This is a genomic window from Plantibacter sp. MPB07 (genome assembly GCF_046619465.1).
In the GTDB taxonomy this organism is placed as follows: domain Bacteria; phylum Actinomycetota; class Actinomycetes; order Actinomycetales; family Microbacteriaceae; genus Plantibacter; species Plantibacter auratus.
This window is the reverse complement of sequence record NZ_CP177043.1, coordinates 2,553,803-2,572,303: the sequence shown is the minus strand read 5'-3', so window position 1 is coordinate 2,572,303 and position 18,501 is coordinate 2,553,803. Positions and strand designations below refer to the sequence as shown.

The 18,501-nt window shown below is 65.2% G+C and carries 20 protein-coding genes and 1 tRNA gene; 11 read left to right on the top strand and 10 right to left on the bottom strand.

The window, feature by feature from the left end; all coding sequences use genetic code 11:
* The first annotated feature begins 78 nt into the window (after positions 1 to 78).
* From ACLIME_RS11840 to ACLIME_RS11820, 5 genes are all read left to right on the top strand, one after another.
* On the top strand, positions 79 to 615 hold the full coding sequence (locus ACLIME_RS11840; RefSeq protein WP_086475328.1) for a TetR/AcrR family transcriptional regulator: 537 nt from the start codon (positions 79 to 81) through the stop codon (positions 613 to 615).
* Positions 612 to 974: a DMT family transporter gene (locus ACLIME_RS11835; protein WP_411557031.1), complete on the top strand. Its 363-nt coding sequence runs from the start codon at positions 612 to 614 to the stop codon at positions 972 to 974. The genes ACLIME_RS11840 and ACLIME_RS11835 overlap by 4 nt, the downstream gene beginning before the upstream one ends.
* The gene (locus ACLIME_RS11830; protein ID WP_079706506.1) at positions 971 to 1,297 is read left to right on the top strand and encodes a DMT family transporter; all 327 of its coding nucleotides are present in this window, start codon (positions 971 to 973) and stop codon (positions 1,295 to 1,297) included. Before ACLIME_RS11835 ends, ACLIME_RS11830 begins: the two co-directional genes overlap by 4 nt.
* A gap of 49 nt (positions 1,298 to 1,346) precedes the next feature.
* Positions 1,347 to 2,033, top strand: coding sequence for a GNAT family N-acetyltransferase (locus ACLIME_RS11825; protein WP_411557030.1), 687 nt, complete (start codon positions 1,347 to 1,349; stop codon positions 2,031 to 2,033).
* A gap of 107 nt (positions 2,034 to 2,140) precedes the next feature.
* Complete coding sequence (locus ACLIME_RS11820) at positions 2,141 to 2,656, top strand: hypothetical protein (RefSeq protein WP_137244090.1); 516 nt, start codon at positions 2,141 to 2,143, stop codon at positions 2,654 to 2,656.
* A gap of 54 nt (positions 2,657 to 2,710) precedes the next feature.
* On the opposite strand, the gene ACLIME_RS11815 is transcribed toward ACLIME_RS11820, so the two are convergent.
* From ACLIME_RS11815 to ACLIME_RS11795, 5 genes are all read right to left on the bottom strand, one after another.
* On the bottom strand, positions 2,711 to 3,514 hold the full coding sequence (locus tag ACLIME_RS11815; RefSeq protein ID WP_411557029.1) for an ABC transporter permease: 804 nt from the start codon (positions 3,512 to 3,514) through the stop codon (positions 2,711 to 2,713).
* Entirely contained in the window at positions 3,511 to 4,353 is an 843-nt protein-coding gene (locus tag ACLIME_RS11810; protein WP_411557028.1) for an ABC transporter ATP-binding protein, read from the bottom strand. The genes ACLIME_RS11815 and ACLIME_RS11810 overlap by 4 nt, the downstream gene beginning before the upstream one ends.
* 226 nt (positions 4,354 to 4,579) lie before the next feature.
* Positions 4,580 to 4,942: a DUF1048 domain-containing protein gene (locus ACLIME_RS11805; RefSeq protein WP_124767530.1), complete on the bottom strand. Its 363-nt coding sequence runs from the start codon at positions 4,940 to 4,942 to the stop codon at positions 4,580 to 4,582.
* A gap of 2 nt (positions 4,943 to 4,944) precedes the next feature.
* Positions 4,945 to 5,274, bottom strand: coding sequence for a PadR family transcriptional regulator (locus ACLIME_RS11800; RefSeq protein WP_079706510.1), 330 nt, complete (start codon positions 5,272 to 5,274; stop codon positions 4,945 to 4,947).
* Between the two features lie 185 nt (positions 5,275 to 5,459).
* Positions 5,460 to 7,196, bottom strand: coding sequence for a hypothetical protein (locus ACLIME_RS11795; protein ID WP_411557027.1), 1,737 nt, complete (start codon positions 7,194 to 7,196; stop codon positions 5,460 to 5,462).
* A gap of 289 nt (positions 7,197 to 7,485) precedes the next feature.
* Here ACLIME_RS11795 and ACLIME_RS11790 point away from each other — a divergent pair.
* A tRNA-Arg gene (locus tag ACLIME_RS11790) sits at positions 7,486 to 7,558 on the top strand.
* Between the two features lie 143 nt (positions 7,559 to 7,701).
* Here ACLIME_RS11790 and ACLIME_RS11785 read toward each other — a convergent pair.
* The 3 genes from ACLIME_RS11785 to ACLIME_RS11775 all read right to left on the bottom strand — a co-directional run bounded on the left by ACLIME_RS11785 (position 7,702) and on the right by ACLIME_RS11775 (position 10,841).
* On the bottom strand, positions 7,702 to 8,478 hold the full coding sequence (locus ACLIME_RS11785; protein ID WP_411557026.1) for an HNH endonuclease family protein: 777 nt from the start codon (positions 8,476 to 8,478) through the stop codon (positions 7,702 to 7,704).
* Between the two features lie 274 nt (positions 8,479 to 8,752).
* Positions 8,753 to 9,496 (bottom strand): hypothetical protein, encoded by a 744-nt coding sequence (locus ACLIME_RS11780; RefSeq protein ID WP_411557025.1) that lies wholly within the window; start codon positions 9,494 to 9,496, stop codon positions 8,753 to 8,755.
* Positions 9,497 to 9,671: 175 nt separating this feature from the next.
* Positions 9,672 to 10,841 carry a DNA adenine methylase gene (locus ACLIME_RS11775; RefSeq protein WP_411557024.1) on the bottom strand — a complete coding sequence of 390 codons (1,170 nt, stop codon included), beginning with the start codon at positions 10,839 to 10,841 and terminating at the stop codon, positions 9,672 to 9,674.
* A gap of 156 nt (positions 10,842 to 10,997) precedes the next feature.
* Here ACLIME_RS11775 and ACLIME_RS11770 point away from each other — a divergent pair, with 156 nt between their 5' ends.
* The 3 genes from ACLIME_RS11770 (at position 10,998) to ACLIME_RS11760 (ending at position 14,869) form a co-directional block, all read left to right on the top strand.
* Positions 10,998 to 12,233, top strand: a complete 1,236-nt coding sequence (locus ACLIME_RS11770; RefSeq protein WP_411557023.1) for a metallophosphoesterase family protein — start codon at positions 10,998 to 11,000, stop codon at positions 12,231 to 12,233.
* Complete coding sequence (locus ACLIME_RS11765) at positions 12,226 to 13,986, top strand: hypothetical protein (protein ID WP_411557022.1); 1,761 nt, start codon at positions 12,226 to 12,228, stop codon at positions 13,984 to 13,986. The genes ACLIME_RS11770 and ACLIME_RS11765 overlap by 8 nt, the downstream gene beginning before the upstream one ends.
* A gap of 82 nt (positions 13,987 to 14,068) precedes the next feature.
* A complete protein-coding gene (locus ACLIME_RS11760; protein WP_411557021.1) occupies positions 14,069 to 14,869 on the top strand; it encodes a hypothetical protein in 801 nt (266 codons plus the stop codon).
* A gap of 200 nt (positions 14,870 to 15,069) precedes the next feature.
* Here ACLIME_RS11760 and ACLIME_RS11755 read toward each other — a convergent pair whose 3' ends face one another.
* Positions 15,070 to 15,330 carry a type II toxin-antitoxin system RelE family toxin gene (locus tag ACLIME_RS11755; protein ID WP_411557020.1) on the bottom strand — a complete coding sequence of 87 codons (261 nt, stop codon included), beginning with the start codon at positions 15,328 to 15,330 and terminating at the stop codon, positions 15,070 to 15,072.
* Complete coding sequence (locus tag ACLIME_RS11750; protein ID WP_064296825.1) at positions 15,327 to 15,575, bottom strand: type II toxin-antitoxin system Phd/YefM family antitoxin; 249 nt, start codon at positions 15,573 to 15,575, stop codon at positions 15,327 to 15,329. Before ACLIME_RS11750 ends, ACLIME_RS11755 begins: the two co-directional genes overlap by 4 nt.
* A 316-nt stretch (positions 15,576 to 15,891) precedes the next feature.
* Here ACLIME_RS11750 and fdhA point away from each other — a divergent pair, with 316 nt between their 5' ends.
* Both fdhA and ACLIME_RS11740 read left to right on the top strand, forming a co-directional pair.
* Positions 15,892 to 17,112, top strand: coding sequence for a formaldehyde dehydrogenase, glutathione-independent (fdhA, locus tag ACLIME_RS11745; RefSeq protein WP_079706515.1), 1,221 nt, complete (start codon positions 15,892 to 15,894; stop codon positions 17,110 to 17,112).
* A 322-nt stretch (positions 17,113 to 17,434) separates the two neighbouring features.
* Complete coding sequence (locus ACLIME_RS11740) at positions 17,435 to 18,469, top strand: helix-turn-helix transcriptional regulator (protein WP_411557019.1); 1,035 nt, start codon at positions 17,435 to 17,437, stop codon at positions 18,467 to 18,469.
* Positions 18,470 to 18,501: the final 32 nt, after the last annotated feature.

Genomic DNA, 18,501 nt, shown 5'->3' with positions numbered 1-18,501 from the left:
CACATGGGCCGTGACGGGCCGCTTCCTCCCGGCTGCTTCTCAGCATTACTTTACCTTACGTAAGGTAAAGTAACTTCCATGAGACCCAGCGCACGGAACGAGATCCTCGATGCGGCCGTCCGCGTCGTCGACGCCTCCGGAGAGGCCGACATCACCTACGAGGCGGTGGCGCAGGAGGTCGGTCTGACGAAGGCCGGCCTGCGCTACCACTTCCCCTCACGGGACGCGATGATGATCGCGGTGATCGAGCACGTGGTCGCTCGCTGGCAGCGCGAGCTCGTGGAGGAGCTGGGGGCGCCGCTCGAGACGTCGACACTCGAGGAGCGTGTGCGGGCCTTCGTCGCCTTCGCCGGGGAGGGCGGGGCGAGCCAGGGCGAGTTCGTCGTCTTCGCCGAGGCGGTCAGGCGTCCCGAACTCGCCGCTCCCTGGCTCGAGTACCTCCGCACCTGGTTCGGGTTCGGTGAGGACACCGATTCGACCTCCCTCCTGCTCGTCTGGTTGGCGGCGAACGGCCTCTGGATCGCCGAGGCGACCGGCATCCTCGACGTCGGCCGCGACCAGCGCGCCGACCTCGTCTCGCGACTCCTGGCCCTCGCTGGAGGTGAAGCCCGATGAAGAAGTGGCTGATCCTCTCCGCCGCCATCCTGTTGGAGGTCACGGCGACCCTCTCGCTCCGTGGCTCGATCGAAGACCCACGGTGGGTGATCCTCGCGGTGGTCGGATACTCCGGTTCCTTCATCGCGCTCTCCCTGCTGCTCCGGATGGGCGTGCCGATCGGGGTCGTCTACGGGATCTGGGCGGCCGCCGGCGTCGCACTCACCGCGGTGCTCGCGTCGCTCGTGTTCGGCGAGCAGTTCACCTTCATTATCGGGCTCGGCATCGCGATCGTGATCGCCGGCGTCGTGCTCGTGGAGACGGGCCACGCCCCGGAGTCACCGAAGCCCGTCGCGACGGACGAGGAGGTCGGCGCATGACCTGGTTGCTTCTGGCCGGTGCCATCGTCACCGAGGTCGCCGCGACGCTCTCGCTGCGGGCGTCCGAGGGGCTTCGCAAGAAGCGTTGGATCGCGCCCGTCATCGTGCTCTACCTCACGGCGTTCGGCCTCCTCACGATCGCACTCGCAAACGGGATGCCCGTCGGGATCGCCTACGGGATCTGGGCCGCCTGCGGGGTCGCCCTCACGGCCATCGGTGCGCGCGTGCTCTTCAAGGAGAAGCTGACGCCGAAGATGATCGTCGGCATCGGCCTGATCGCGGTCGGTGTCCTCGTCATCGAGCTCGGTTCCCAGGCGCACTGACCCGCGCTGGTCGTCGCCCCACACCCACTCTCCGCCCGAAAGGAAACGCGTGTTCACCATCGCTCCCGCCTCGCCCGCCGACCTCGAGGAGGCCGCGGCCGTGCTCGCGACCGCCTTCCGACAGGACACGGTCACCTCGACGCTCGTCTCCGGTTCCGATCGTGAGCGCCGGCTCGCCCTCCTCTTCGAGGCGATGCTGTGCTCGGGTGCGGCATCGAGTGGTCGCGTCGACCTCGCTCGCCGGGACGCCGACGGCGTCGTCCTCGGTGTCGCCGTCTGGGAGACGCCGGACGCCCGCCACTCCGTGCTCGACCAGGTGCGGCAGCTGCCGAGGTTCGCCCGTGCGCTGGGGCTGCGCGGCCTTCCGCGAGCCATGCGCCTGCAGCGGACTCTCGCGCTGCACCGTCCGGCCGAACCGCACTGGTACCTCGCACAGATCGGCGTCGGCGACGGCGCTCGCGGGGCCGGTGTCGGGGGTGCGCTCCTCGAGTCACGCCTGCGCACCATCGACGCCGACGGCCTCCCCGTGTACCTGGAGTCGTCGAACGAGCGCAATCGCGCGCTGTATCGGCGAAGCGGATTCCGGAGTATCGCCTCCATCACGGGCATCCCGGGCGTGACGCCGGCTGCGATGTGGCGGGACGCCGCACGGTCCGCTCCTGCGTCGACCGTCTCGGCGTCGACGGACAGGCGTGGATCGGTGGCCGTTGACGCTGGACTCCCGTCGCCGGCCTGACCGTGGCCTGACGGGGTGGGGAGCTGTACCCATTGAACGGCTGTCGGGTCTGCGGCATCCTCGTCGAGAGCGATACCGCTCGTGACCGACAGCCTTGGGGGGCTCCTGTGGACAGCAACGTGCTCGCGATCATCGCCATTCTCGTCCTGCTCGCCATCGTCGGGCTGGGGGTGTTGAAGGGACTCGGGCGCCGGAAGATCCGGGAGGCCGGCGAGAGCAAGCAGGCCAGGATCCCCGCGACCCTGCAGGAGTTCGGTCGCTCCGTCATCCTCGGGACCGACACCGCCGGTGCGGTCGCGCTCATCGAGGCCCTGCCGAAGAGCCGGTTGAAGTCCCTGCGTCCGGGCGTCTGGGGCCTCAACCAGATCTCCAAGGAGGACGCGGTGATCGAGGTGTGGCCCGCGGGATCCGGCGCTGAGGTGCTGGTCACCTCGCTGGAGGAGAACTTCGGGTTCCCGCAGGGGCTCGACGGCTGGCAGCGCTTCACCGGTCAATTGGAGGCCGCTGCGACGGCGCAGGGTGTCTCCGTCCAGCGTGGCGCGCGGGCCTTCCAGTACCAGCCGGCACCCGCGAACTCCCTCGACCGCGCGCACTGGGTGCTCGCCAAGGTCGTCGCGCAGTAGCGCTGCCGGTCGCTCGACGAGTCCGCTGAGGCGGTCGCCGACTCACGGCCGCGGTCACGCCAGGCGTCGCCGGTAGACGAGCGTCGCGAACCCGTACGCGACCACGAGCAGCCCGACGCACCACGCGAGCGCGATCCAGATCTCGCCGCCGACGGCCTCGGCTGCCAACAGTCGTCGGATGGTGTCGACGATCGAGGTGACGGGCTGGTGCTCGGCGAACCAGCGCACCGGGCCCGGCATCGTGTCGGTCGGGACGAACGCCGAGCTGATGAAGGGCAGGAAGATCAGCGGGTAGGCGAACGCACCCGCACCGTCGGGACTCTTCGCCGCGAGCCCGGCGATCACGGCGACCCAGGTCAGCGCGAGGGTGAACAGGGCCAGGATCCCGACGACGCCGAGCCAGGCGAGCGGACCGGCCGGGGATCGGAACCCCATCACCAGGGCGACCGCCACGACGATGACGAGCGACAGGCCGTTGGAGACCAGCGACGTGAGCACGTGCGCCCAGAGGATCGCCGATCGTGAGATCGGCATGGAGTGGAACCGCTGGAAGACACCGCTCTGCAGATCGGTGTACAAGCGGAGCGCCGTGTACGCGATGCCGGAGGCGATCGTGATGAGCAGGATGCCCGGGAGCAGATAGGTGACGTAGGTGTCGGTGCCCGTCGCCAGGGCTCCGCCGAAGACGTAGGTGAACAGGAGCATCAGGGCGATCGGGGTGATCGTGACCGTGATGATCGTGTCGAGACTGCGCGTGATGTGCCGCATGGATCGACCCGTCAGGACACTCGTGTCGCTGAGGAGGTGCGAGCGTCGTCGGGCGACGGGACGGGCTGTGGGTGCTGTGAACGTGGTCATGATTGCTCCCTGTCGGTGTCGGAGTGCGTCGTGGAGATGTCGTTCCGGGCGTCGCGATGGCCGATGATGGCGAGGAACACGTCCTCGAGGCTGGGCTGCTTCTCGACGTACTCCACCGCGGCCGGCGGCAGGAGTCGCTTGAGTTCGGACAGGGTCCCGTTCGCGATGATGCGGCCCTCGTGGAGGATGGCGATGCGGTCGGCGAGGTGCTCTGCCTCGTCGAGGTACTGGGTGGTCAGGAGGACGGTGGTGCCGTGTCCGGCCAGCTCCGTGATGACGTCCCAGACCTCGAGTCGTGCTTCCGGGTCGAGCCCCGTGGTGGGCTCGTCGAGGAGGACGACCGAGGGGTCACCCACGAGGCTCATGGCGATGTCGAGGCGGCGCCGCATCCCGCCCGAGTAGGTGCCCGCTCGTCTGGTGCCGGCATCGGTGAGGGAGAACCGCGCGAGGAGTTCGTCGGCGATCCGTTTCGGCTGCGGGAGGTGACGGAGTCGGGCGACGAGGACGAGGTTCTCGCGCCCGGAGAGGGTGTCGTCGACGGCGGCGAACTGGCCGGTCAGGCTGATGGTCTCGCGCACCCGGGCGGCTTGCGAGACGACGTCGAACCCACTGACCTGTGCGGTGCCGCCGTCTCCGCGGAGCAGTGTCGAGAGGATGTTGACGACGGTGGTCTTGCCCGCGCCGTTGGAGCCGAGCAGGGCGAAGATGCTGCCGCGTTCGACGTCGAGGTCGACGCCGCGCAGGACGTCGAGTGTGCCGAAGGACTTGGTGAGTCCGCGGAGGTGGATGGCCGGAGCGGGTGTCGGCGCAGCGGTGGGTGGTGCGGTGGTCGTGGGCATGGTGTCCGGCCTTTCGGGGTCGCTGATGGACGCGCTCGAAGGTGCGCGAGGTGCGGGTGGGGGAGCCGCCGAGGCGGTCGCGGGTGGGCGCGGCGAACGCCGCTACCCAGGCGCGGTGTCGCTGGTCGATGGTTGCGGCGTCGACCTGGTGCCTGTGGTGCGATCTGCAGCGGGTGGTGCGGTGTGCCCGGCTCTGCGGGTGGTCAGTGCGGTGGCGTCGGGGAGGTCAGCGAGGGTCGCTGCCGGGACCGGTGCCGTGCGCAGCGGCGTCGATCGCGCTCGTGAGGCGTGCGCGTTCCTTGAGGATCCACTCGCCCGGTGCGTAGTTGCGGATGAGTTCCTCGATGAACTCGATCGGGTCGTCGCCGACGATGCTGCGGATCGGCATGTCGTTGGCTGCGGCCTCTTCGAAGAGCTCGGTGAGGTTGTCGAGGAGCGGGAGCAGGTTCGTGCTGCGCGCGGAGGCGAAGTAATACACGTAGTGCTCGAGTGCCTCGACGGTCGTCCGGTAGTTGGGCGGGAGCGCCCGGGTGCGTGCGCGGAACCGCTTGTAGTGCCGTTTCTCCTCGATCATGCGGCTGAGGAACATGGTCAGGACCTTTCGTCTCGGAGCTGTTCGAGTCGCTCGGACAGGAAGCTCCAGGTGTTCCAGAACTCGGCGAGGTAACGCTCGCCGTCGGGGTTGAGGGCGTACACCTTGCGGGGTGGGCCCTTCTCGGAGGGGCGCTTCTCGATGCTGACGAGCCCCTTCTGCTCGATCCGGACGAGGATCGCGTAGATGGTGCCTTCGGCGATGTCGGTGAAGCCCTTGTCGCGCAGGCGGGCGGTGATCTCGTAGCCGTAGGCGGGGGAGCCGGCGAGCAGCGCCAGGACGATGCCTTCGAGCGTCCCCTTGAGCATCTCGGTCATCTGCTTCGCCATGGCACTCCTTGCCGACTACTGAGTGATACTAGGTACTGGTAGATAGTAACACTGAGTACCGATTGCGCAAGGGGTGTTTTCGACCCAGGTTTGCGGGATCTCGTCCGGCCCCTGAGCTTGTCGAACGCGGTGGATCCTTGTCCGGTCACTGAGCTTGTCGAAGGGTCCGCCGACCGCCCGCTCGCCTACAGGTTCCCGAGGTACGCCAGGCGCTCGCCGCCGAGCTCGATCGCGAGTGCCCGCTGCCGCTTGATCCGCCGCCAGCGCATGATGAACAGCACCGTCCCGACAGCCACGAGCACGAGGCTGACGCCGAGCATGATCGGCCCGGTCGCGCCGAGCTCCTCCGGGTCGACGGAGAGGAGGGCGCCCGCGAGGACACCGACGCCGCCGAGGCAGGTGCCGGCGTACGCTCCGGCGGCGAACAAGCGCGACGCGGGTATCGGGCCGAGGAAGTGCTGCAGGAGCACGGGCGGAAGTCCGCGGCGGCGTTGTTCCGGGCCGCGCCGGTCGAGCCAGTCGAGGGAGAAGCGCTGAGCGATGTGGATCTCGCGTGCCCGCGCGATGCCGCCGACGATCCACGCGACGAACGCGAGCAGTGCCGAGCCGACCACGGCGACGGCGACGAGCGCGTTCGCGTCGGACGGCAGGAGGCGGTCGATGACCCCTTCCGCGATGGCCGCCCCGAAGATCGCGAGCAGGCCGATCCCGGCGAGCCCGATGAGAATCCGGTCGCAGACCTTTCGGAGGGTGCGTGCGCCGACCGTCTCCGGAATCGGTTGCAGGTGGACGACGTCGTCGTCGTCCGCGAGCCAGGACCACACCCGCGCCTGGTCCTGTGGCGGAATCCACGACGGCAACTCGCGTCCGTCGTCCGAGTCGCCGCGTTCCGCATCCCGATCGCCGCGCTCCGCATCCCGATTGCCGAGCGCCCCATTCCGGTTGCCAAGCTCCGCATCCCGATTGCCAAGCGCCCCATTCCGGTCACCGAGCTTGTCGAGGTGCACTCGGTCGATGAGCTGCTCCGCGGCCAGCCGGGCCGGGTCGTCCGGTCGCCGGAACCGGTCGTCGTCCGTGTCGTCGTCGACCGCCTCGTCCTCGTCCGCGAGGACCGACCCGTACTGCGGCGCAGGCGGCACGAGGGGAGTCGGGTTCGGGGCGTCAGGCGCCGCTGGAGCCACGTCCTGATGCGCGCGCACGACCTCCTCCACTGCGCCCTGTGCGGCCCGCATCGCTTCGTCCCGGATGCTCCGGCCGAGCGGCCCCGCGGCCTGGACCACCGCGTCGAGCAGCTTCACGTCGCCGGTGGACTCCGCCACGGCGATGCAGTCGCCGATGAACCCGCGTCGACCGATCGCGACGTCCGAGCCCTTCCCGGCGAGGGATCGCGAGATGCGTTCCCGGCCGACGTCGAGCGGATCCTGACCGGTGTCATCGGGGATGCCGCTGCCGGCGATGAGCGCGACGAGTGGCACGAGGTCCGACGTGGGGAGGCTGCGAAGCCAGCCGCCGTTCATGATGATGCGGGCGCGTGCGCCGGTGTCGGTCGTGAGTCGCAGGCTGAGGGCCGGCGTGGTCGCGGCGGGATTGCGGGTGAGGAGCTCGCCGCTCACGATCGAGCGGAGCGGGACCGTCTGGCCGCCGAGGAGGGCTGTGCCGCGGACGGCGTCGACACCGACCGGGCGGAAGGCGGTCCGGAGGTAGGACAGGCAGATGCCGGCGGTGAGGAGGAAGAAGGCCGGAATGACGATGAGCGCCGTGGGTGCGATGTCGAAGATGCCGTCGATGACGGTTCCGGTGATCCAGCCGAGGACGGTGGCGAGGATGCCCGACAGGATGACGATGAGGACGAGGTTCGCCCTGACGGGATGGCGGCCGATCATGGTGAACCCGTCGTTCGTCGGTCCTGGTGCTGCGCTCACATCGTCCTCTCGGCAGGTGGTCGCATCGACTGTTCCATGTCGGCGCCCGTCGTGTCGATGGGGAGCCCTTCGATGCTGCCCGGGCCGTACCCGGTCCGTGAGTTACCTTCTCCGGTCCCTGAGCCACTTTCCCCGGTCCCTGAGCGACCATCCGGGTCCCTGAGCTTGTCGAAGGGCGTTCCCCTCCCCGGCCCCGTACCCCTCGCAGCACGATTCGCGTCTTCGGCTTCAGTGTTGTAGGCTCTACTTCGGCCTGCCGAGCCGAAGTTCTCTTCTCTCAGCAAGCAATGCGCCCGTAGCTCAACGGATAGAGCATCTGACTACGGATCAGAAGGTTGGGGGTTCGAATCCCTTCGGGCGCACATTCTGAAAAGCGGTCCACTTCGGTGGGCCGCTTTTTTCGTGCCGCCTGACAGCAGGATATCGGCGCGAGAACCGGATGGAATCGCGGGAAATGTCCGATTCTCGGGCGTTTGTCCTGTTCTCGTGCGGCGGCCACGCGCCGCTACGCCCGGCAGGTGCCCAGCGTGCCCGTGAGCGCCTGGCGGTCGGCGTCGTCGACCGTGAGGTCGTATGCCATCAGCACGAGCACGAACCGAGCCGCGTACTCGCAGTGCGAGGCGGCCGAGGGCGGCATCCAATCGCCGGGGCCGGAGTCCGACTTCGAGGAGTTCGTGGCGCCGTCGACGGCCTGCAGGTTGATCGGGTCGTTCGCGAACTGCTCCCGCTGCTGCTCCGTCCACGTGTTCCCGCCGTGACGCCAACCCCACGCGAGCGGCACGACGTGGTCGATCTGCACGAGCTGACTCGACCGCTCACCGCGCTGGAAGTCGATCGTCGACCCCGTGTAGAGGTCGTGTAAAACGCCGGTGAGGACGACGCAGTCGCGGGTCCCCGGCTTGAAGGTGACGTCGACGAGGTCGCGCGCCAGCACGTCGTTGCGGGTGTCGCAGCCGTTGCGGTCGATGTCGGCCCAGCGCTGACCGAACCGGTCCCGGTCGTACCCGGTGGCGACCTGGGTCGCGGTGTCGACGTCGGCCAGCGCGTCTTCGACGGCGTCGGCCGAGACGATCAACTGCCCGGACGCGTCCACGACAGCGAAGCCGGCGGCCTCGAGCGAAGCCCGCGCGCTTGGGCTGACCGCTGCGGGCGTCGGTGCGACGGATGTCGGCGTCGATGATCCTGGCTCGCCGAACACGATCCCGCCGTCGACCTGCGTCGCGACGAGGACCACGACGGCTGCAAGGAGCGCGACGAGCAACGCCAAGGGAGTCTTCTTCATGCTGGGTGCTCTCCTCGGGGGTCTGCTCCACCAGCGTAGATGCGGGCGCCGACACGAGCGCTGCGCGCGCCCTTCGACAAGCTCAGGGCGCCGAGGAGGGGGATCTGCAAACGAGGCAGGGCCCTTCGACAGGCTCAGGGACAAGCGCACTGCGCGTTGCGCATCTTTTCAAGAATCTCGCGAGTAGGTTTGGAGGGCGCTCCGTCGGGTCGACCATGTGTTCTCGAACGACGGCGAGTCTGGCCGCTCGCGGATGACTATCAGCGCTGCTCGTTCAGTCGACTATCCTGTCCACCTCAGCCAGGACATCTATGACGTCCGTTGGGCTCAATTCGTCGACAAAGAAGATCCGGCGGCCGATCTTGTTGAGTGATGTGCCGCTGACGAAGCCACGTTCTCGGTCCGCTATCCAGAATCGATCATGGAAATCATCGGCTTCAATCACGGAAATTGTCAGATCCTGACCGCGAGAGTGCAACTCCGCCTCGACTGCCGCTCTCACTGTCGAGTGGCTTCCCTTTGGTGAGACGATCGCCGTGATGCGGAGGCCTGGTGTGAGAGCGGGGGCGATCATCCTTCCGACCACTTTCGCGTACGCCGTCGCGTCTGCTTTTCGTCCAGGTGTGAAGAGGTATGGATCTGTGACGACCAGCTCCGTCTCCGGTGCCAGTTTTCTCATCCGCGCCGCCATCCGCTGTTCCGCTGTTGCCGGCGGCTCTTTGGGTGAAATGTCCTCCTCGAGTTCGGTCAGATCGAGAAAGTAGCTGGGACCGCTGTGAACGAGTAGAGCTTGTACCTCGCGGACTGAGTAGTCGGCGCGGCGGAAAAGAAGCTTGTATCCGACTTCCTCGGCCCGCGCGGCCAACAGGTGCGCATCGTCGCCTGTTAGAGGCGGCAGGAACTGGTACGAGTTCCAATAGCCGTCGAGGCGAAACTGGCCGTCGTCGTCGAACTCGATGGGTTTGTTCGTTGGGGCATCCTGACCGTCTAGGTCCCGGCCAGGGTTGGGGTCCGTCATGCTGGGAAAGCATACCGTCGCCGAGGAGGCTGGTCGGCCGGAAACGATCGTTTTCGGTGCACTGTGAGCGGAGGGTGCCGAGGTGCGCCACGGGCCGCGTCCAGGTCGACCGACCCCCCAAAGCTTCTAGCGACCGAAACCGGCCATTTGCGCGGTGGCCGCGCCGCCGCGACCTCTAGTTTGTAAGCACGAACAGCTGCTCCGAAGCTAGCTTCTTCTGACTGCCATTTGAAGCTCCAAGCGTCGAATGTGAAGCGGGAATAGTGTGAACTTCGATCGCGGAGAAAAAACCCTGAGCGACATCCGCAACTCCAGAGCCGGTGGCCGTTAAAAGGCCATTTTCGGGATAGCTGACAATTAAGGGGATGCGTAAGCGTCTCGCTCCCCGAAATAAGGCGCGGAATGCGTTATCAACGCCTGACTTCTGCGAGAAATTGGTGATAAATCCATCGGATCGGTTCCGACCCTGTCCTCGAGCGTCGGGAAAGTCGTAGCGGTACATGGTCTCGTAGACGTGATAGAACCGCGAGTACTGGTCCCGCGTGTATGGCGGATCTGCGTACAAGACCGATGCATGCGCCAGATCGTTGGAGGTCAAGAGAGTCAATGCATCTGAAGATGTGACACGGTTCTTCGCGCGCCACGCAGCTGAACCCACCTGTGTGTTGTCGGCTAGCGCCCGGGCGAAGAGTTCCCAGACGTCGAGTCTTGCAGCGCGACGAACCCGCTCGGCAGCGGCGTGGGAACGGGGAAACAAGAACTGCGCTGTGTGACCTGGCGCGTTCATGACAGCCGAGGCGGCGCCGAGCCATGCACTGAGTAGCCAGTCTCGTTCTGCGGTCACGCCATCGTCGTCGATGGCGGCCCGCAACGCATCAAGCGCGTTCGCCTGTTGGTAAGTGAAGTAGCCCGACGAGAAATACAGGCTAGTTAGACGATAGAACTCGCGGCCGCTAGCAGCGCCGGCGGACCGTGCCTCGCGGCGAGAAGCGCTTGAAACCGCGACGTGGGCGGCCCGACGCATGTGGTCCGCGAGGAGAGAGTCCGAAGAGGCGAAGGCGGCCTGCTCCGCAAGTAGACGCTCGACGTTAGCGCCGTTGAGCCAGTGAACGTGACCGTCGTAGGCCTCGCGGAGTCGGGCCACCGCTTCCGCGGCCGTCGTAGACCGGCCTTCGCCGAGAAAGCGGGCTCTCGAGAGGCATGCGACGAACCCAAGAGCGTCGTTCGCAACGATGGGGGCGTGTTCAGACAGGCTGGCCGCCACTGTTCCCATGCCAGCAAAAAGATCAACGACGGGACCTGAGGGCTCGAGCGCCAGAATGGTCTCGCGCACGAAGTCGACCATGTGGCGCTTCGTTCCCATGTATCGGACGGGCAAGTAGTCTCCGCTCTCAGAACTGGACATGCGTGCCCGCACCCTGTCTTGAGCACTGCGATGGCCGCTGTCCACTATGTTCTCATCAGAGAGGCCGTCATCGCGGCTCGAGTTTAGAGGGGGACCGTGCCAAAGATCCGCTTCGCGATCATGTCCGACATTCATGCTGACGAGCTTGAGAACGGCGACACTCGAATCTACCTCGAACCGACGCAGACGCAGCGTGGCCAGTACCCGATGGTAGACCTGCAGCATCTGATCACCGAACTGTCTTTGACGGCGGACTACTTGCTCCTTCCCGGCGACACCGCGAACAAGGCCAATGCCGAGGGGCTTCAGTACGGATGGCGCCAGTCACATGGCATCGCAGCGCTACTAGAAGCTCGGCTGATCGCGACGGCGGGTAACCACGACGTCGTGACCCACAGTCCGAGTCCAGATCGGTGGAGAATGCTGCGCGATCTGCTCCCGAGCTTTCCGACAGGCGACGATGCCATCGATCGGACGTATTGGCAAAGGGGTTGGTGCGTCATTGAAGAGGCAGACCACCGCATTCTTGTGCTGAACTCCACCGCAGACTTTCCGCCATACCCTGCCGATATAAGATCACCTGAAGGCGTCGCGTATTTCCATCAAATCGAACGAGGGGGGCTTCTCCCGAGCGTAGAAGATGAGCTGCGAGCCTATCTCGCCGGGGCAGAACCGAAGATTAACATCGCTATGGTTCACCACCATCCGCTTGAACATCAGCTTGCTTCGCATCTTCAGGACACATACGGCCCCATGCGCCGTGGTGGTGAGCTCATTGAGTTGTTCACAAATTCTCACTCGTCGGGCAGGTGGCTAGTGCTTCACGGGCATAAGCATATTCCGCAACTCGTTCGTGCAACTACTGTCTCCTCGAACGGACCGATCGTGCTGTGCGCGGGAAGCCTGGGAGCGAAGATCTGGAGTCCCGTCGATACTGTCGCGCGAAACCAGTTCCATGTTCTAGAACTCGGGAGTCGTGCACCCGAAGAAGGGTCGACGCTCGTGGGGTCGGTAGAAAGCTACAGTTGGGGTGTTGGAGTGGGATGGTACCGTTCGGAACGTAAGGGGTCGGGGCTGCCCGCCCGAGCAGGGTTTGGTAGTAACGCTGATCCAGCGCATCTCGCAGCCCAGGTCGACGCGTTAGTCCCGACTGCGCCGGGATCGTTCCTGCCTTATGCGCACCTGGTTAGCCACCTGGGAGATTTGCCATTCCTCATGCCGGCAGATGAGGAAGCTCTCGAGTTTCATATGGCCGAGCGGGGCCTGCAAGCATTACGCGGTGTCGACAATCAAGTGCAGGTAGTAGGGCGAAAGAGTGAAACGCATGTCTAACGGACTGGATGCCTTCAATGCCAAGCGGATGACAGCTGGTCAAGTAGCCGACAGTTTCGTGGTGCCGGCGGAGTTCGAGCGCCTAAGTAGCAACGACCATATCTACGTCATTGGCCCACGCGGCAGCGGCAAGACTACTTTGCTCCGAATGCTAACAGGCGAGACGCTCGAGGCTTGGCGTGGCCCCGAGGCGGCAGCGGCTCGACTCAGGATTGATTACACCTCGATCTTCGTACCCGCCGACGAGCTCTGGGCAAGCCAATCCTCCTCTGGAAACGTGCGCGTGGCGTTTGCTGGGCAGCTACTTCTGGCTGCCATAGACACTATGACGTACAGAATGTCAGAAGAGGCCGGGATTCACCTGCCAGCAGCACTGTCGTTGACCGCAGAGGCAGTCCTTACGAATCATTTCGCGCACATTTGGGGACTGCGGGACGTGCATGGAGGCTTCAAAGGGCTTCAATCCGCCCTAGAAATGATTCTTCTCCGCTTGGCGCGCGAAGATCTTCGTGATCATGCGTTGGCGGCACCGGACTCTCTGCGATTATTGATTCCAGCACTAGACGCTTTCAACCGCGAGGTCGGGCAACGGGGTCACCGGTGGGCCCTACTACTTGATGAGATGGAGCTCGCGCCTGCCGAGGTTCATTCCATGGTGACCAAGTTTGTTCGGGGAGGCCCGCCGTCACTGACTCTCAAAATCTCCATGAGTCCATTCGACCGTTTCATGGAAATTTACGGGGAAGATGCTCTTCCCTCGCCCGGCAACGACTTTGACACGATCTACCTGTCAGGCCGCCCGGTGCGTGAACTGAAGGCGTTCACCAACGGGCTGTGGCAATCATCGCTGAAGTCCCGCGGATTGCCGAGCCGCGAACTTGCGGCGGTCCTCGACGACCGAGCGCCTTCTCCCCGGGACCGTCCTGCGAACGAGCGGAGTGGGATCGGCCTGGTGCGTGCTATGGCAAACCGGGATCCAGAGCTGAGGCAATGGCTCCATCGACGCCAAGTAAACCTGAATGATGCGGGTTCGATGTCTTATTTCGAGAGGTCAGCGACCATTCGTAAGATTTCTCCGTTATTAGTCTATCGCGATGCATTACTCAATTTTCGCGATGGGCAACCGGTAAAGCGTAGCCGAAAGAAGTCGTATGAACCATTCACTGGTTCTACTGCAGCAGTGACAATACTCGAAGGTAACCCGCGCTGGATTAAGAGTGCCTTCGCGCAAATGCTCGAGCGCTACGATTCAAAGAGTCAGAGCGTTTCGGCTGGCTTTCAGATCGACTCGTTGACGGGCGTGGCTGACCGCTTTGAGGCTCTGTTGCGGGTGCTACCTACGAGGCAGGGCACTGGTGAGGCCATGCCGCCGCTCTTGTTGGTGGATACGGTCTCTCGCTACCTTCGAGATCGAAATCTTGGGCCGTTCACCGCAGATGCGCCTAACAGTTTCGTGGTTGATCAGGGCACACCTGAGGAAGTGCGACGCGCACTGTTGCTCTGCCTTTACGCAGGAGCTATTGTCCACCTCCGAAGTCGCAATAGCCCGGCAGTGCTTTCTTCGTTCACGAATGAGCGCTTCCGTCTCACTCACCTGCTATCAGTGCGCGATGGAAAGGAATTGCCATTGCGCCTAGGTAAGGATGTCAGTCTGAGTAGCGTTCTCCAGACGACGCATCCCCGCACGCGCCCGCAGCCGCAGCAATCTGGTCCGGTTCTTCCCCTTGAGTGGAGTATGTATGAAGGTGAGTGATGTCATCTTCTCCAGATCCGAGAGATTTGACTTCCTTGTTACAGTGTGCGGATACGAGGGTCGTTCGCAATACGTTACACGCGTGAGTGCACGTGCTGACAGTCACATCGTCATTGACTATCATTCGCCTGGGGTCGGCGAGTATGATAACAATTTGTCCGCAGTGCAGTCGTCCGACGCCGCGCTGCAAAGCGAAGAAGGCGCTCTCGAAGCGATCGTCGCGGCTGCGGCGATCGGTGCCAGGATACGTGTGGACATTAGCAGTATGCGTCGTTCGACCATCGCTTCAGTCGTGGACAGGCTTCAAGCAGTGAGTGGCCAAGCCGATGTGCAATTTGTTTATGCACCTGCGGCGTACGAGGCGAGTGCCCGCGCCGCGGTAGATCACCTCAGCCTGAGTGCGGGTCCAGTATCGGATGTTTTTCGAGGGGATCTCCGACCGTCATCCCTTCCAATCGGATTGGTCGCCGGTCTTGGACTGGAGCCCCACCGAATCATGGGGTTGACTGAACTATTGGAGCCCGACGAGGTATGGGCATTCATTGCTTCAAGCGATGATGCACGCTTTCAGCTCGCTGCTCGTCAGGTCAACCAGCTGACGCTCGATGATGTTCATACAACACCTGTTGTATACGATATTCGATCGATAGCCGAGACGTATCTTGCCGTGGATTCCCTGGTTTTTGCGGCCGCGCCCCGTCGGCGTCTCGTCTTGGCGCCATCTGGGCCGAAGATGTTTGCTTTGGTCTGCCTACTGGTTGCGTCAAACCAGGCGGAACATCGACCGGCCGTATGGCGCGTTGGACCCATTTCGACTGCCGAAGCAACGGGTCTAGAGGCCGCGGGGGATGTCGTGGCGGCGGAAGTCAACTTTCGGGCGTAGGGCTAACATCTTTCTCGTCCGGTCCCTCTAGACACTGGTGACGGTAGCTTGTCGGCCCGTTGCTGGTTGCTGATCGGAACGATGCGGTTGTCCGGTGTTCGCTTCGTCGCAGCACACGCCGATCCGGATCGTGAGCGGGATATGCCCCCGCGGGCAGTTCAGGAGCGTTGAGGTGGGCGCCGACACGAAGTCGCCGGACGTCAGCCCCGGTAGATGTCGCTCCGATGGCCGAGCGTGATGACGACCACGAGGAGCACACCGTCATCGATCGTGTACACGATCCGATAGTTGCCCACCCTGACTCGGAAGCCGGGGCGCCCCTGCAACGCCGTGGCGCTCGGCGGGCGTGGGTTCTCCCCGAGCAGAGCGATCGCGGCCCGGATGCGTCGTTGGTCCTGATGGTCGATCTTGCGGAGCGCCTTGATCGCGGCCGGCCGCAGCTCGATGTCGTATCGACTCATTCCCAGCCGAGGTCGGCCTTCGCCTGCGCCCACGGGATGCTGTCGCCCTCCTCGGCCATCGCCGCGTCGAAGGCACGGGCGTCCTCGGCGTCTTCGAGCGCCTCCATCATCCGGTCGTACTGTTCGGGACTGATGATGACGGCCTCCGCGCGCCCGCGACGCTCCACGAAGACGGCTTCGGTGTGGGATCGCGCGATGAGCTCGGAGAACTTCGCTCGAGCTTCGGTGACGTTGATCCGGGACATGTCGCAAGTGTACGTTTTGAGCCTCCGTCTGTACATGTGAGACCGCAGCTTCGGACAACGGCCTCCGGGCAGCCTAGACAAGGTGTGCGGACGACCGACGGCGCTCTCCACAGGGGTGCCCTTCGACAAGCTCAGGGACCGGCGGAGGTGTTCTCAGGGACCGGCGGAGGTGTTCTCAGGGACCGGCGGAGGTGTTCTCAGGGACCGGCGGAGGTGTTCTGCGGGACCGGGGGACTGCCGCTCGCGGCAGGGGCGGGATAGGGTCGAGCAGACACAGGGTGCCCCACAACGGGCGCCCGCGATCAAGGAGGATCACGTGTCAGGTAACAGAGCTGTCGCCTACAAAGCAGCGGGTGTCGTCGAGGTCATCGACATCGACTACCCCACCTTCGAACTCAAGGACGGACCGGGGGTGAACCCGGCCAACGTCGGCCGGAAAGTCCCCCACGGCGCCATCCTCAAGACCGTCGCGACCAACATCTGTGGCTCCGACCAGCACATGGTCCGCGGCCGCACCACGGCACCGCCGAACCTCGTCCTCGGACACGAGATCACCGGTGAAGTCGTCGAGGTCGGACCGGACGTCGAGTTCATCAAGGTCGGCGACATCGTCTCGGTGCCCTTCAACATCGCCTGCGGTCGCTGTCGCAACTGCAAGGAGCGCAAGACCGGCATCTGCCTCAACGTGAACCCCGACCGCCCGGGCAGTGCCTACGGCTACGTCGACATGGGTGGCTGGGTTGGCGGTCAGGCCGAGTACGTGCTCGTGCCCTACGCCGACTGGAACCTCCTGAAGTTCCCGGACCGCGACCAGGCGCTCGAGAAGATCATGGACCTCACGATGCTCTCCGACATCTTCCCGACCGGCTTCCACGGTGCGGTGACGGCGGGCGTCGGTGTCGGCTCCACCGTCTACGTGGCAGGTGCGGGTCCCGTCGGCCTCGCTGCAGCGACCGGGGCCATGCTCCTCGGCGCTGCCGCTGTCATCGTCGGCGACATGAACGCCGACCGGCTGGCGCAGGCGCGGAGCTTCGGTTGCGAGACCGTCGACCTCACCAAGGGCGAGCCGGCGGAGCAGATCGAACAGATCCTCGGTGTCCCGGAGGTTGACTGCGCGGTCGACGCCGTCGGCTTCGAGGCTCGTGGTCACGGCGGCGACGCGGGTCACGAAGCCCCGGCGACCGTGCTCAACTCGCTCATGGACATCACGGCGGCCGGCGGTGCGCTCGGCATCCCCGGGCTCTACGTGACGGGTGACCCGGGTGGTATCGACGAGGCCGCGAAGAAGGGTGCGTTGTCGCTGAGCCTCGGTACCGGCTGGGCAAAGTCACTGTCGTTCACCACCGGTCAGTGCCCGGTCATGAAGTACAACCACGGTCTGATGATGGCGATCCTGCACGACAAGGTGCACATCGCGAAGAACGTCAATGCCACCGCGATCACCCTCGAGGACGCCCCGCGCGGGTACGCCGAGTTCGATGCGGGGGCTGCGCAGAAGTTCGTCCTCAACCCGAACGGGTATCTGGACGCAGCGTAGGCGGCACTGCGACATCACTGAGAGCGCCCGTTGCGTCGTCTGGAGAGCTTCAGGACGACGGAACGGGCGCTTTCGGCTGCCCGTCGACAGGCTCAGGGACCGGGCGCCGGGGACGGATTCATCTCCTCACCAGGAGGTCCCGACTACTGAGTTTTCACCGAAACGCGTGCTGCGAGGCATCCGGGACGGCGTTGTCTGACGAACTGCTGAGTGAACCGTGAGATTCCCTCCTTACGGTCCGTCTCTTCAATGACGCGGGAAACCGACGGGGCCATGGGGCCCGTCCCGCGACGAAGAGACCCCCACTCGCACAAGGACGACCATGCAACACTCCTTCCTCGCATCCGAATCAGATCCGGAGAGCGACTCCGACACCGGCCCGCTGCTCGGCAGTGCGAGCAGTACGGCGTCGACGGTTCCGATCCGCAGGGTCACGGTCAGCGGCGACGACCCGGCGGTCGCCCGGCAGAACTACGAGCGCGCCTACGACGGCAGCCGCTTCACCGTCACCCGCGGTTCCGAGCCGTTCTCGTTCCAGTGGGTGTCGATCGGCGACGACCGCGTCTCGCTCCGCACCGCGACGATGACCGGGCACGTCACCGGCGACACCCCGGGCCTCACCGACTACGTGGTCTCGTGGGTCACGACCGGCGGCGGCTGGATCGTGCGTCGCGACGGCCAACGGATGGAGATCCCGCGACACCCGTTCGTCCTCCCGTTCCACCGGCCGTACACGGTGCACCTCACCCCGCATCGGCAGAACTCCGTGCTGTTCTCCGCACCGTACCTCGAGGACATCGCGACCGAGATCCACGCCGGCCCGAGTCAATCGGTGTCCTTCGACCTCGAGGCGACGCCGACACCCGAGGCGATCGAGCGCTGGCGCGTGGCGCTGAACGCCTCCACCCCGGTACTCACCGACGAGACGGCCCCTCCGCTGCTCCGCATGAACGCCCAGCGACCGCTCGCCCTCGCGCTGCTGCAGCTCGCACCGTGGGCGGTGGTCGACCTGCCGGAGCCGCTCCGCGAGCCCTCGATGGCGCGCACCCGCCTCGCGGTCGAATACCTGCACCACCACGCGGCGGAGCCCATCACGCCCGCCGACGCGGCGAAGGCGGCCGGGCTGCACACGAGGACGCTGCAGCTCCACTGCCGTCGCGAGCTCGGCATGTCGCCCACCGCCTACCTGCGCGACATCCGCCTCGACCGCACCCGGCGCGAGCTCGCCGACAGCTCGCCGCAGGAGACCACGGTCGGCGAGGTCGCGAAGCGGTGGGGGTTCGTCCACCTCGGCCGCTTCGCCTCCGCCTACCGGAACCGCTTCGGCGAGGGCCCGAGCCAGACCCTCCGCGCCTGATCGACGAGTCGCGAATATCCAGAAACTGAGTG

Bases quoted from the DNA above. Each gene is read 5' to 3' on its own strand.
- ACLIME_RS11840 (WP_086475328.1), top strand. From the start codon at position 79: ATGAGACCCAGCGCACGGAACGAGATCCTCGATGCGGCCGTCCGCGTC.
- ACLIME_RS11835 (WP_411557031.1), top strand. From the start codon at position 612: ATGAAGAAGTGGCTGATCCTCTCCGCCGCCATCCTGTTGGAGGTCACG.
- ACLIME_RS11830 (WP_079706506.1), top strand. From the start codon at position 971: ATGACCTGGTTGCTTCTGGCCGGTGCCATCGTCACCGAGGTCGCCGCG.
- ACLIME_RS11815 (WP_411557029.1), bottom strand. From the start codon at position 3,514: ATGACCACGTTCACAGCACCCACAGCCCGTCCCGTCGCCCGACGACGC.
- ACLIME_RS11810 (WP_411557028.1), bottom strand. From the start codon at position 4,353: ATGCCCACGACCACCGCACCACCCACCGCTGCGCCGACACCCGCTCCG.
- ACLIME_RS11805 (WP_124767530.1), bottom strand. From the start codon at position 4,942: ATGTTCCTCAGCCGCATGATCGAGGAGAAACGGCACTACAAGCGGTTC.
- ACLIME_RS11800 (WP_079706510.1), bottom strand. From the start codon at position 5,274: ATGGCGAAGCAGATGACCGAGATGCTCAAGGGGACGCTCGAAGGCATC.
- ACLIME_RS11785 (WP_411557026.1), bottom strand. From the start codon at position 8,478: ATGAAGAAGACTCCCTTGGCGTTGCTCGTCGCGCTCCTTGCAGCCGTC.
- ACLIME_RS11780 (WP_411557025.1), bottom strand. From the start codon at position 9,496: ATGACGGACCCCAACCCTGGCCGGGACCTAGACGGTCAGGATGCCCCA.
- ACLIME_RS11775 (WP_411557024.1), bottom strand. From the start codon at position 10,841: ATGGTCGACTTCGTGCGCGAGACCATTCTGGCGCTCGAGCCCTCAGGT.
- ACLIME_RS11765 (WP_411557022.1), top strand. From the start codon at position 12,226: ATGTCTAACGGACTGGATGCCTTCAATGCCAAGCGGATGACAGCTGGT.
- ACLIME_RS11755 (WP_411557020.1), bottom strand. From the start codon at position 15,330: ATGAGTCGATACGACATCGAGCTGCGGCCGGCCGCGATCAAGGCGCTC.
- ACLIME_RS11750 (WP_064296825.1), bottom strand. From the start codon at position 15,575: ATGTCCCGGATCAACGTCACCGAAGCTCGAGCGAAGTTCTCCGAGCTC.
- ACLIME_RS11740 (WP_411557019.1), top strand. From the start codon at position 17,435: ATGCAACACTCCTTCCTCGCATCCGAATCAGATCCGGAGAGCGACTCC.